This window comes from Symmachiella macrocystis (assembly GCF_007860075.1).
Lineage (GTDB): Bacteria > Planctomycetota > Planctomycetia > Planctomycetales > Planctomycetaceae > Symmachiella > Symmachiella macrocystis.
This window is the reverse complement of sequence record NZ_SJPP01000001.1, coordinates 2,747,596-2,760,809: the sequence shown is the minus strand read 5'-3', so window position 1 is coordinate 2,760,809 and position 13,214 is coordinate 2,747,596. Positions and strand designations below refer to the sequence as shown.

Annotated in this window: 11 protein-coding genes; 9 read left to right on the top strand and 2 right to left on the bottom strand. The window is 53.5% G+C overall.

Going from position 1 to position 13,214, the window contains the following annotated elements:
- The first annotated feature begins 5 nt into the window (after nt 1-5).
- The 9 genes from CA54_RS10655 to CA54_RS10615 all read left to right on the top strand — a co-directional run bounded on the left by CA54_RS10655 (nt 6) and on the right by CA54_RS10615 (nt 10,805).
- Nucleotides 6-305 carry a hypothetical protein gene (locus tag CA54_RS10655; RefSeq protein ID WP_146370752.1) on the top strand — a complete coding sequence of 100 codons (300 nt, stop codon included), beginning with the start codon at nt 6-8 and terminating at the stop codon, nt 303-305.
- 33 nt (nt 306-338) lie between these two features.
- Entirely contained in the window at nt 339-827 is a 489-nt protein-coding gene (locus CA54_RS10650) for an aminopeptidase P family N-terminal domain-containing protein (RefSeq protein WP_197532373.1), read from the top strand.
- 9 nt (nt 828-836) lie between these two features.
- Entirely contained in the window at nt 837-1,463 is a 627-nt protein-coding gene (locus tag CA54_RS10645) for a M24 family metallopeptidase (RefSeq protein WP_146370750.1), read from the top strand.
- A 97-nt stretch (nt 1,464-1,560) separates the two neighbouring features.
- Nucleotides 1,561-2,100, top strand: a complete 540-nt coding sequence (locus tag CA54_RS10640; RefSeq protein WP_231963028.1) for a TRAP transporter small permease — start codon at nt 1,561-1,563, stop codon at nt 2,098-2,100.
- Between the two features lie 55 nt (nt 2,101-2,155).
- Nucleotides 2,156-3,418 carry a TRAP transporter large permease gene (locus CA54_RS10635; RefSeq protein WP_146372356.1) on the top strand — a complete coding sequence of 421 codons (1,263 nt, stop codon included), beginning with the start codon at nt 2,156-2,158 and terminating at the stop codon, nt 3,416-3,418.
- Between the two features lie 5 nt (nt 3,419-3,423).
- Complete coding sequence (locus tag CA54_RS10630) at nt 3,424-4,491, top strand: TRAP transporter substrate-binding protein (RefSeq protein ID WP_146370749.1); 1,068 nt, start codon at nt 3,424-3,426, stop codon at nt 4,489-4,491.
- 343 nt (nt 4,492-4,834) lie between these two features.
- Nucleotides 4,835-5,413 carry a cytochrome c nitrite reductase small subunit gene (gene nrfH, locus CA54_RS10625; RefSeq protein WP_146370748.1) on the top strand — a complete coding sequence of 193 codons (579 nt, stop codon included), beginning with the start codon at nt 4,835-4,837 and terminating at the stop codon, nt 5,411-5,413.
- Between the two features lie 14 nt (nt 5,414-5,427).
- Nucleotides 5,428-6,978, top strand: coding sequence for an ammonia-forming cytochrome c nitrite reductase subunit c552 (locus CA54_RS10620; protein ID WP_146370747.1), 1,551 nt, complete (start codon nt 5,428-5,430; stop codon nt 6,976-6,978).
- A 332-nt stretch (nt 6,979-7,310) separates the two neighbouring features.
- Complete coding sequence (locus CA54_RS10615) at nt 7,311-10,805, top strand: hypothetical protein (protein ID WP_231963027.1); 3,495 nt, start codon at nt 7,311-7,313, stop codon at nt 10,803-10,805.
- A gap of 125 nt (nt 10,806-10,930) precedes the next feature.
- Here the strand turns inward: CA54_RS10615 and CA54_RS10610 are convergent, their stop codons facing one another.
- Complete coding sequence (locus CA54_RS10610; RefSeq protein ID WP_146370746.1) at nt 10,931-11,779, bottom strand: GNAT family N-acetyltransferase; 849 nt, start codon at nt 11,777-11,779, stop codon at nt 10,931-10,933.
- 272 nt (nt 11,780-12,051) lie between these two features.
- Nucleotides 12,052-12,936 carry an alpha/beta hydrolase family protein gene (locus CA54_RS10605; protein WP_146370745.1) on the bottom strand — a complete coding sequence of 295 codons (885 nt, stop codon included), beginning with the start codon at nt 12,934-12,936 and terminating at the stop codon, nt 12,052-12,054.
- Between the last annotated feature and the right edge of the window lie 278 nt (nt 12,937-13,214).

Sequence of the window (13,214 nt, the reverse complement as noted above, 5' to 3'; positions counted from 1 at the left end):
CCGTGATGCTTGAAGAATTACATACCATCCGTACGGCGGCACAATTGTTATCGATTCGCGAACCCGAATTGGCAGAATCATTACTCGGTGCGTGCGCAACGGTTTGGAAGCAGATGTACGAACTCAACGACTGGCCGGCCGATCTCGAAGCAAGTGCCCTGCAATTGGCGAAGCAGCTTAGTTCCACCGAGCACGATGTCGAAGGTACCGTTACAGCAATGGACCATTCAACGGCAGCTGCAATGGCCAAGGCGATCTTGGATTTCGCGAATGAGTTGGAAACCAAGAACGGAGCGCTAGTCTAAACGATGAGACAACGCGACGACTTATCCTTTCCTATGCATGAATATGCACGGCGTATGCAGGCTCTCCGCCAACGTATGGCGGAACGGGGCCTCGACGCGGTGTTGATCACCACGCCGGAAAATATCTGTTATCTCACAGGCTTTGAAAGCCAAGGTCACTTTTCGTTCTGCGCGCTGATCGTACCGCTGGAAGGGGAGCCAATCATGGTTCCCCGCCGAATGGAAGACAGCGGCGTGCAGGCCCGCACCTGGGTTGCGATCAGCTGCCCTTACGAAGAGGTGGAAGATCCGATCCAAAAGGTGCGCGATACGCTGCGTTTGTATGACTTGAGCGACAACCGCATCGGCTTTGAAAAGGATTGTTGGTTTTTCACCGCCGTGCAACAAGAGCGGTTATTCGCCTTATCGCACGAGACGTCGTTTGTCGACTGTGCGGGAATTGTTGAAGCGGGCCGGTTGATCAAGTCCGATCTGGAAATCGAGATGATCCGCAGCGCAGCCCGCGTTGCCGAAGCGGGTTAGCAGACGGGCATCGAAGCGGTCCAAGAAGGAGCCACGGAAAATTATGTGGCGGCCGATATTCATTTTGCCATGTTCAAAGCGGGGGGAGAATGGCCGGCGATTTCGCCCTTTGTAGCCACCGGCCATCGCGGATCGATCGGCCACCAAACTTGGGCGGGCGACTTCATCAAGAAGAACGAATGCGTATTTTTAGAAGTAAGCGGCTGTCTCAAGCGGTACCATGCCGCTATAATGCGGAACTGTTTTGTCGGCCAACCCGATCAGCAGATTTTAGATGCAATCAAGACTGTTCAAGAAGCAGTCGATGCCTCGATCGCGATGATCAAGCCTGGGATACGGTTGGGAGAAGTCGATGCAGTGAGTCGTAAGATCATCTCCCTTGCGGCCCCGAATTTTGGCGGTATGCAAGTTACGCGTTCGGCCTACTCGATCGGCATCGCGTTCGCTCCGGACTGGGGTGAGGGGCATATTATGAGCATTCGCCACCGTGACCCGCGGGTTCTGCAGCCGAACATGACGTTCCACAACATCCCCTGGGTACAAATCCCGGGAAAAGGGGGCATCGGCCTGTCGGAAACCATTCGTGTCACCGAGGACGGTTGCGAAGTCATTACGCAATTGCCGCGTCAGCTTTAGATCAAGTAATGACCAAAATCGCTTTTCAAGTTGAGCGGGAGTAGTGAGCATTCATGGAGAGACCCAAAAGACGGACCGACCGGGGGAGAGGAACGCGATGGCCCTTTTGACGCGGCTGTTTGCCGGTATTCAACGCATCGAAGAATTTCTCCTCGGTTGGTCGATCATCGCGATTGCAGCTTTGACGATCAGCAATGTCTTCTGCCGCGCCGTTTTGCAATTCAGCCTGCCATTCACTGGAGAGTTGTCACAATTCTTCATGATCATGGTCACATTTGTCGGCCTCAGTTATGCGGCCAGTCGCGGCCGGCATATCCGTATGACGGCCCTCTATGACCAATTCAGCCCGCGCGGGCGGAAGGTGCTGATGATCGCCATTAGCGCATCGACAGCCGCGCTGATGCTGGTTCTTGCTTGGTATTCCTTCCAATACATTGGTACCGTGCGGTTTTTAGAAAGCGTCTCGCCCGTTTTGCAGGTTCCGTTGTATGTGGTTTATTTACTAGTCCCGCTAGGATTGATTTCTGCGGCGATACAATATGCGCTCACGACCGCTCGGAACGTCATGTCGCCGGACGTCTATATTTCATTCGACGTGAAAGACGAGTACGACCAACCCCTCGACGGGGAAATCTAACGCGGCCCGACTGAGGCGGAGATATTGCGTGGAAGCGTTATTGATCATCGGAATCATGCTCGTACTGCTGATGCTGGGTTATCCGATGAAGGTACCCCTGCTAGCGGCGGCGCTGGGAGTCTTATGGGTCTTTCATCCGGATGTGACTCCGGCGGTGCTCGTGCAGCAAATGATCGGCGGCATCAAGCCGGCGGCGTTAATGGCCGTACCGATGTTTATTTTCGCAGCCGACATCATGACACGGGGATATTCCGCGCAGCGATTGCTCGACATGGTAATGGCCTATTGCGGACATCTTCGGGGCGGTCTGCCCATCGCCAGCGCGGTGAGCTGTACGTTATTCGGAGCCATGTCCGGTTCGACGCAAGCCACCGTCGTCGCTATCGGCGGTCCGTTGCGGCCGCGACTTCTCCAAGCCGGCTATTCCGATGCGTTCACCACCGCCCTGATCATTAATGCCAGCGACATTGCGCTGTTGATCCCCCCCAGCATCGGCATGATTGTTTACGGTGTGGTGTCCGGCACGTCGATAGGTGAACTGTTCATTGCCGGCGTCGGTCCCGGTTTGATGATCCTGGGCATGTTCTGTGTTTATTGCTGGATCGCCTCGGTACGGATGAACATCGCGCGTCAGCCCAAGGCGGATTCCGCCACACGGTGGAAATCAGTCCGCGGGGCAATTTTTCCGTTAGGATTTCCCGTGATCGTGATCGGTGGAATCTACTCGGGATTCTTCAGCCCCACCGAAGCGGCCGCGGTCTCGGTGTTGTATGCCGTGATTTTAGAGATCGCCATTTTCCGGGAACTGTCGCTGCGCGATCTCCCGGACATCGCTCTCTCAACGGGGGTGGTCACCGCCGTTGTGTTTGTTTTGGTCGGTGCGGGCGCCGCATTTAGTTGGGTCATCTCCTTCGCGCAGTTGCCCGATGCATTGATCAACGATTGGCTGGGCTTATCAGCGGCGTCGGGATATTGGACGATCATGCTCACAATCGCCGCTGCGTTTTTTATTGGATGCATGTTCGTCGACCCCATTGTCGTGATTTTAATTTTGACGCCGATCTTTCATCCAGTTGCCGCAGCGGCGGGGATCGACCCGGTCTTGGTGGGGATTGTGGTGACTTTGCAAGTGGCGATTGGTTCTGCGACGCCACCATTCGGCTGTGATATTTTTACAGCGATCGCCGTGTTTCGCCGCCCGTACTGGGAGGTCATTCGCGGGACACCGCCGTTTATCGCAATCCTGTTATTGGCCGCCGTTTTGTTGATCGCGTTTCCCGAGATTTCCCTGTTTCTCCGCGATCTGGCGTTTGGATGATGAACATGTCTCAAGCAAAATTGATCCGCGTCCGCTGGCTATTGGCGATCTTGCCGTGCGTGGCACTACTCTGCTCATGCGGCCGGCCTGTCGCGCAGAAATCACCTGGACCGATTCAATGGCGATTTGCCATCGAAGAAACGATTGGCAGCGTCCAGCATGAATATGCGCTCAAATTCAAGGAATTGATCGAGTCGCGCTCCCAAGGCGCGATTGAAGTCACGATCTATCCTTACGGCACGCTCGGTACGTCGGATCAGATTACAGAGCTGGTCGACATGGGCGTCATCCAATTCGCCATGGCCTCCCCGGGTCATCTCGGAAAACTGATCCCCGAAGTGCAGGTGTTCCTGTTGCACTTTGTGTTTTCCGATGACGAGGAAATCAACAACCAAGTGCTCAACGACAATCCGGAGTTGCGACGCACATTCGATGAACTGTATGCCCGCAAACGACTGAAGTTGTTATCAATCTATTCCGAAGGTTGGCAGGTGTGGACCACAAAAAAAGCAATCCGTACTCCGGAAGATTTTAGCGGTGTGAAGATGCGGGTAATGACCTCGCCTTTGCTGTTGGCCGCCTACGCCGCTTATGGGGCCAGCCCGACCCCCCTGCCCTATTCGGAAGTCTATTCCGCTTTGCAGTTGAACATGATTGACGGCCAGGAAAATCCGGTGTTTGCGATCCAGGAAATGAGCTTTTACGAAGTGACCGACTGGATGATCTTCGCTAAGCAATCACCGTTCATTACGACCTCCGTCACCAACCTGGAATTTTTCCAAGGCTTGCCATCAGAGCAACAGGAACTGGTGCTGGAAACCGTCGATGAATTGAACGGCTATATTCTAGAAGTCCAACGCGAATTTAACCGCGACCGGTTGAAATTGATCCAAGAGAACAAGCCCGGGCTGAACATCGTACCCGACTTAACCGCGGAGCAACGCGAGGCATTTCGCGACGCCAGCCAGTCAGTCCGACAACAGTTTGTCGAGTTAGCCGGCCCCGAAGGTCAGCGACTGCTCGACGAACTCATCCGGGCCATAAAATCCGCCGAAGCAAAGCGCGCTCAATAGTTCTCCTCGGTGCGAGAAAAACTGGTGCACAAAGCACCAAGGTTAGTCCGTGGATCAAAAGCAGGCACAGGTGGGGAAGCCTCTTTATTTTTTATTGAGTTGTTTTCGGAGAATCTGCGTTGTCTGAGAGGCGACTGCAAGGTAAAACACAAGGACATTTCTCGATCATTCGAATGTTCTGCAGAAGCAATTCCGGCGTAGTTCGCCGCTCAAGTATCGTCCCATTGTCTTAGGGGCGATCAACTTTTGCCGACGTTTGTGGTCCGTCTTTTGTAAAGATTGTCGATTGTTTTTCCTAGGCCCCATCTGATTAGGTCCGCCATCGTCTTGGACCGCAATAACAATGGCCAAACCCGATAAAGCTGAATTAGAAGATTCCGCAGCCTCTCCCCAGGGGAAGACGCCTCAGCCTGCCCGAAAACGAACCGCGTTCATCTTGGCTGTGCTGTTTATCATTGGTCTGGGATTTCTTTCGGGGGTCGGCACATTCACGTTCGGATACGGCAAGGGAGCCAGTTACTTTAGTAACAATCCCCAATCGTGTGCCAACTGCCACGTGATGCAAGACCATTTTGATTCCTGGCAAAAGAGCAGCCATCATCACGTCGCCGTCTGCAACGATTGCCATTTGCCGCACGAATTTCCCGGCAACTTGATCACAAAAGCAGACAATGGGTTTTTCCACTCCGTGGCATTCACGCTCCACGACTATCACGACCCGATCCAAACCAAGCCCCGCAACCAAAAAGTCACGCAGGATGCCTGCATAAGCTGTCACGGCGACTTCGTGCATGCCCTGCAACCACAGGCCGCGGGGGGCGAATCGCTCTCCTGTGTCCACTGCCATGCGGACGTCGGCCATGCATTTCGGCCGTATTCAACCGGCAGTCAACGCGAATCGGCTTCCTCTGAATCCCACTAACAGGCCCATGAACTATGGCAATCACTGATCATATCCGCTTTCGCTGGCTGGTCTTACTCACACTGCTGGTGGCCGTCACCTCGTTTGGAGTCGTGGCGCTGCTGGTCAGTATCATCGAACGCAAGCAAGAAGCCCGCACGCCGACGGTGAAAATCGTCGACGTCACGGAGATCAGTACCGATCCCGAACCGTGGGGCTTGAATCACCCGCTCCAGTACGAAACATATCTGCGTACGGCCGATTCCGAGCGAACAGATTACGGCGGCAGCAATGCGTTGCCGCCCAGCAAATTAAAACAATACCCGTGGCTGAAGCGATTGTTTGCGGGGTATGCCTTCAGTGTCGATTACCGCGAAGCGCGCGGCCACGCGTTCATGCTGCATGATCAAGAAGTCACGAAGCGTGTCACCGACTTTCAACAGGCCGGCGCCTGCTTGCATTGCCATGCCTCAATCATTCCGACCTATCGCCGCATCGGGTTAGAAGAACAAGGAGTGGAGGCTACGCCAGAGCGTCTGGCCGAATCGTTTGACCAAGAGGCAGTCCAGGCCGGGTTCAAAGCCGTGAGCCGGATGAATTACGAGGATGTCTTTGCCGAACTGCTCAAAACACCCGATGGCATCCCCACAGCTGACGACAAAGGCGATCCCCACATGGGCCATGCCCATCCGGTCTCCTGTGTGGATTGTCACGATCCCAGCACCATGCAGATTCGCGTCACTCGGCCTGGATTTCTCGAAGGCATTGCAAAACTTGCCGAGAGCGATGATCCGGTGCCTCATCTTCCGAGTATCGCCCAATGGCGAAAGTCGAACTCCAAAACGCCCTACAATCCCAACGTCGATGCTTCACGACAAGAAATGCGATCGTTTGTCTGCGGCCAATGCCACGTAGAGTACTACTGTGCGAACAAGATGACGTTGACGTTTCCCTGGGGCAACGGCCTGAAAATGGAAGACCTCGAACAAGAGTGGGATGAGACCGAATTCCCCGAGGGGGGCAAGTTTTTTGACTACGTGCACAAGGAAACCGGCACCAAGGTCTACAAAGCCCAGCACCCGGAATTTGAATTGTGGAGTCAAGGCATCCACGCGCGGGCCGGTGTGAGTTGCAGCGACTGTCACATGCCTTTCGAGAAACAGGGGGCGACCAAATTCAGCAGCCACTGGGTCCGCAGCCCCATGCTCAACATCAACCGCGCCTGCCAGACGTGTCACAACGTTCCAGAAAAGGAATTACTGGCTCGCGTCGATGGAATTCAAGCACGCACGATGTCGCAAGTCGACCGTGCAGCCGCAGCGATGACCGACATGCTCGATGCCATCGTCGCTGCACAAAAAGCGGGTGCAACCGAGGAGCAACTCAAACCGATTCGCGACCTGCAACGTAAAGCGATGTGGCGGCTGGATTTTGTTGCCAGCGAAAACTCGAAAGGCTTTCATGCGGATCAAGAAGCGATGCGCATCCTCGGCGAATCGATTGATTACAGCCGACAGGCACAGGGCTTGGCATTTAAACTGGGAACCGCCGCGAAAACGTCATCGCCCCCGGAAGAGTCGAACTAATCCACAGACGACTTGCCCCGAACGGCTGGGTGGGTTGATTGAATGGCACCATTGAAAGTCAGCAACGGGCTGTGACATCTCACTAGCGTCCCACTCTTCAACTCCAACGAATTCCGTGCGCGCCTTGACCTGCCCCCCTGGGAATCTCAACAATGCCGTTGCATCAGAGATTCACCAGCTTCGGAATAGGATTCGCATACAGAAGCTTCCAGCCCGCTTAAGTGGCATGCAGCCCAGTCCCCCATCAACGCTGCTAACTTTTCTGGCACACGGGGCTGCTTTCTTGGGCACTCTGCCACAGAACATTAATTCGCTATCTGGATACAAAAACATTGCATCGATCTTCATTTCTCCACGATTCTCTGGGAGTCAACGAGGGGTTTGACGAAAACGTCAAGAACTCACGTCAGGACCGTTTACTCGACTATATCAACCTCCAACTGATCGCGCATGGACTGCCACCTGCCAAAGCGTATCGTGACGACAATTTCATCCAATTGACGCATGGGCTGTTGGACAAACTCCAATCCCAATCGCAGTTACTATCGGATTATCGTTGTCCCGTCGATACTCGAATCGAATCGTTTCTCGCTCAATATTTTGACGATTTGAATCTCCAGCAACCGCTTCAACTGCCGGCAAATACTTTCGTCATCGACCGCCACGGCATGGCCCGCGAGTTGTCACTTCCCGCTGGGGGCGACGAATTCCAAACCGAAATCGTGCAGTCGTATCGTGTGCGAAATGGTGTGCTGCACAATCCGCGACACGATCGACGTACGACCAAAGGGACCTTTCACGTCGCTGAGGGCGGACTTCCCATTCCTTTGGAAAAACGGGCCGTCCCCAAACATGTGGCTGCCGAACTATTAAGACGTGCGCTTTTGCCTCCGCAAGACTTAACGCGACTTCCCTACACGTCCAACCAGGAAGAGCAAGCACACTGCTTTGTCTCCTTGTTGTTGCGGCCCATCGTCTGCCCCGAAGTTCAGTCGGTCACTCCCGTAAAATCGATGGAAGTCCGGTTTTTTGTACCCGGGACGCTTGTCAGCAATCTGGATTTTGTAGAATCAATTTTCGGAAATGCCGGTGATCCCCAAGTCCCGCAAAACGATGCCGGTCTCGATGTCGAACATTGGACCGGCCATACGGGAGCCGTAATCCTTGCACCGCACTTGGAGCAATTGACCAAAAAAGAGCTTGGCCTGCCCCCCTACAGTGAAGCCACGGAGCGGCAGCGACGAGACGAAATGTGTTGGAAGGATGAGCAAGAACTTTATAACGGAGGACAACCCTTTAAGCTGACTTGCCGTGATGAATCTGGGGTGATCGTAACCGTCATCTCCGATAATTATTTTGGATACTGCAAGAAAGAAGTCAAAACACAGATTAGTTACGCGGCCAATCTGTCTGGAAATTACGAGGAAGAACACGCGGGAGGCGCAATCGCGTTTGCCAGCTACAATCTTGGCGACGAATTCCAGTTCAACAGTTCCCGTTATAACGGCAGGACCTTTGCCGACGTTGTCGCCGATTACGGCACATGCATCAATGTCTTCCCTGAAGGGTACGGACAAGACCGCGAATACCCGGACCTGATCTATGTGCGCGAAGACGCCCGCGCAGACATCAATAGCCAAAAGATTGTCTGGACTCACAACGAGGTTGAACAGGCGATTCCCCTCTTGCCGGGAAAAGTCTATATGGGTCCGTCCGGCTATCAGTTGCGAATGGAAAAACACCCGATGGCCCCCACGTGGCGACTGGTTGGTACCGTCGGCGAAGGGGTCTTATGTCACAAACCATGCACTGTCAGCGGCGGCGGCAAGAGTGAAATCAGCAAGTCGATTCGGGACTACATGCATTTTGGTCCCTTGTTTGTGGTCGACTATGAGCATGACATGCAGCTCGTCAATGACATTTTTGAACGTGACTACCAGGATCGATGGAAAGTTGCTTCGGATCATTCTCAACAACCGTCGCGACGCGTTCTCAGCCCGCTGAGGTCGCTGGGCAGTGTCATCAAACTGTTCACGCCGTCTCCTGAATATAGCGATGAATACAATGCCTGGTTGAATACAATTCCCAGTCATGTATTTGCGATTGTATTTATGATCAAGCGATTTTATCGTCAAGAGTGGGGTAGCAATTGGATTGATCATTTCAACGTCGATGTGATTAACGGCGAACCTGGCCACGAACTCAAATACCGGGATCGACCGCTTGTGGGAACTTACCTCAAAGTGGGCTTCGCCAATGATCACACGTGGAGGACGTTCAAAGTCCGCCAAGATTTCATTGCCTCCGAAAAAATCCAGGTTGAGGACGATATTACTTCATCCATTGTGGTGCCAGCCAATCGGCTGAGTAATCCGCCTCGAGGTGTCCCCAAGTCCAGCTACAAATTTGTGCAGAACTGCGAGTATCGTTTCTTCCAACGACCTGATGATGCCATTCATCGCGGGCTTGATAAGCAAGCTGAGTACGACTTGTCTCAAAGCGACAACTTCATTTCGAACTTTGAGCCGCTCAGTCATGAACAGGTCGCCGAAATGGCAAAGTATGTGGTTGATTTCGATGCATTCAGCGCTCCGATGCAGAAAATATTGAACGATGTACTGGAGCACCAGTCAGGCTACGTTGTCTGTTCGGCAAACCCACGGCAGGTCGACGGGAGACCGACCAAGAATCCACGGTATCTTCAAGTCAGACCTGATTTGGTCCAGCCGATGACGCGCTATGTCTCTGAAATGGGAACGCGTCTGTCCCGCGCCTTGCCTGTTGAGGCCCCGATTCAGTTACCGGTCGGCGCGGTCTTGATTGGAAGACGCAACAATCCCCCCGATCCAAGCAATGGGATCCGCGGTCTAGCTGTCTACAATCCCATTCACTATCAAGAAATCCCCGAGTTGTTCATGGATTTGATCACCTCGCTCACCGGTCGCAGTCCCTCGACAACAGGATTTGGTAGCGAAGGGGCCCTCACCAAAGGACCGTTCAACTCCTTGCGAATGACGGCAGATCTGAATGCGGCTTTGGTGAGTTTCATTCTGACCGAACTGCCCGGATTCTCGACGGCTGCTGGCCATATTGGCCCGAACATTCGGGTGGATCACGACATTAGTTTGCTGATTCCGGAAGTTTGGTCGCGCATGACACCCGACGAACGGGAAACCGACTATCTGCTTGAACATGGTTATCTGGAACCGGTGCAAGACTTCGAGCACAACGGAACGACGATTCCTGCTCACAGACTCGGATACCGCATTACGAATAGCTTTGTTCGGCACTTTTTTGGGCGTGTGTTTGATTCTCCCAATAAGCTATTCGATGAATTGATCCTGCAACCGGAACGACAAGACGTCGACGCATTCGCCGACGGTGTGCTCTATATCGTTGATGCGCAACGCCGAGTCGCACAGCAATATCTCGACGACGGTTCGATCGACGATGCCTGCCCGCCGCTACGTGCGTTACTGTTGATCATGGCCAACGGCGAATACGAAGGGATGACGGAAAGTCATCCGGATTTCAGAAGCATGTTCACGCGTGAATCATTGTTACAAAGCTCTTGGTACCAGGACCGGCTTGAGGCTCGTCAACAACGGGATGTCAAGCTTTGGTCTGGGCATGTCAATTACGTCAATGACTTCTTAACAAAGCAGCGAAGTGCCGGAGTCGTCAGCGTGATGGAGCTTGCGAAACGAGCAGAGTTTGCCCAACAGCAACTCGAAACCGTTAGTTCGCCGGACTACGTCGAATCTCTTGTCGGCACGATCGGAACAGACCGGTATCATGCGGCGGTGTCACCAACAACCGGCGATTAGCACGCGGGTTGATACCGATAAAGCGAATAGAGGCTTTCTGGGAAACTCGCAAAAAGAATTGAGCCGACAAGTCGCGCGCTATCGTTCTGCGCGGCTGTAAAACGGGGTGTCATCTTCCAAGGGGTTTATGGCATGCCGAGGGGAATGAACCACCATGTCTCAACAGGTCTGCGACCACATTGAGCAGCAGTCTTCTGAGACGCGACGTTGTCCGCGTGGATGGTGCCCCACACTAAATCTCCCGGGGGCAGACGTTGCATGAGTCCTCGCTGAAGTGCGGTCCCCAAACCACGCCCTTGGGCTTCAAGGACAACGAACTCCTCCATGATCACCCAGCCTTCGAAGGCACGCTCTGATTGCCATAGGCAGGCGGCTAGTCCCAGGAATCTGTCACCCTCAGTGGCTACGACGATGTGGCCATCTTTGAGGCACTTTTTCAAATCATCGAGGTCGCAAGGCCACACCTCCAGTCCGAGGGGACTAGTGGTTCGCCATTTGTCGAACGCCTGGCTGAACTCGTCATACCAGCCCAAGTCACGAGCGGGCGATACGCGCGCATCTGACGTTCCAGCGGCCCATCCGGCGAACAAGTATTGGTCGACCTCGCCTAACCAAGGCGGGGCGGTCTCTTTCGACCAACGGAATCGAACTGCCCTAGGAGCAAACGGCGCAAAGGCTTCCTTGATGGCAACAACCCAGCCAAGGCGCGGCTCACCGGTCCACGCAATCAGGTCAACGAACGGTTGTGCGACCTCACCACCTTTGAAACGAATTCCAACTAAAAGTTTTTCTCCTTCGACATCCAAAATCCGGTGTGAGTAGGCATCGGGACTCAACCCGGAAACCGGACACGATGCGGCAAAGCCTCGCGCGAAAGCCTCGTCATCGCACAAGGCGAGTTGCTTCTCTAGCCAGCCAGAAATACGTGCGGATTCACCAAATGGAGGAGGGTCTAAACACCATGGGATAGGCATAATGGCAGCTTATCGACGGGACGAGTCAATTTCGAATCACGAAAAGAAAGCCTTGGACGGCATTTTTCAAAATGTTGGCCCCTCTGAAGTACGACATGATGTGGCTGATGTTCGGGTGTAATTCCGCAGTCCAAAAAATGGTGTCTTGTTCATAACGCCAGCAACGAAATGGCAGACACCCTGCCTGTCGCGATACCAGCTTGCCATGCAAGTCTGGTGGGTTCCGTGTACCAAGCGGCCTGCTGTTGCTCAGGTTGCACTGGATATGTCGCTTACTGCTTTTTCTGAGGAGTGCTGACAGGCTCAGCTGGTTGGATTCCTTCCGTCAAAAAGTCAGCGAGTTCGTGCTGGTAGGTGCGTGCAATCTTGTCATTGTGCGTCGCACCGGGCACTTCATGGAAGATGAACGGATAGCCTTTCTTTTGCAGCGCCGCAGCAAAGTCGCGGCTGTGATGTGTGGGAACGACTCTGTCTTTGTCGCCATGGAGCAGCATCACGGGCACTTTTTGAAATGCATCGACATTCATCAAGGGCGAGAGCTTAGCCAGAGCTTCGTTGCGTGTCTCGGGTGTGATTCCATGTGCCTTTTCAACGGGAACGCGATAATTGGGTTTTTCCACAAGCCATTTCGTAAAATCCGTAATTGGGAACACAGCCACAACAGACTTGATACGCTCTGGTCGTCGCATGGTATAGATCAAGCTGGAACTAGCCCCCATGCTCGTGCCGAATAGATGGACTTGCTTTGGGTCTATGTTTTTGTCCGTAATCATGGCGTCGATCACCGCATCAAGCTGCGTGCAGGCTTTCTCGTTCATCCAATGATACCGGCCCAAATCGGCCACAACCAACCAGTAGCCCCGTTCTGCCAATAGCTTTCGACATGTGGCGTACGGTTCGCGACCAATGTTGTATTCGTTCTTACGATGGGAGCCACCGCTTCCGTAAAGATGAACAATCAAGCCCGCTTTGCCCTCTGGAATTGGTTGTGGTTCGTAAACAACACAGGTGATTGCAGCCTTGCCATCCGGCCCCGGTAGCTGTTGGATCGAAGGCTCTGCGGCATGCACGTGAGCAGTGATCCCGACTGTTCCGATCAAGCAAGCCAATACCGCAAGACAGCGGGAGCGTACGAACTGTCCAGAAAACTTGCCCATCTAATTTCGTCCTTATTTGCTGATCGAACGTAGTATCACTGCCCCAGTTCATCTGTCGCTGGACCTTACCATAGCCCACGGTTTCGTAGGGGAACCGAATGCTAGCTGATCCAGCCATAGTCTTAAACCCTCGTTTTTCACCTGTCCCTCGGCATTTGTTACGGAAACGTATAGACGCCCCCAGTCCTGTCGACTCATTTCCAGTCCCAAAAAACTACTTGGAATCAATAACGTGGGCTTCCCATAGACCTTGTGAAGTTCTCGTCTGATTTGCGTTT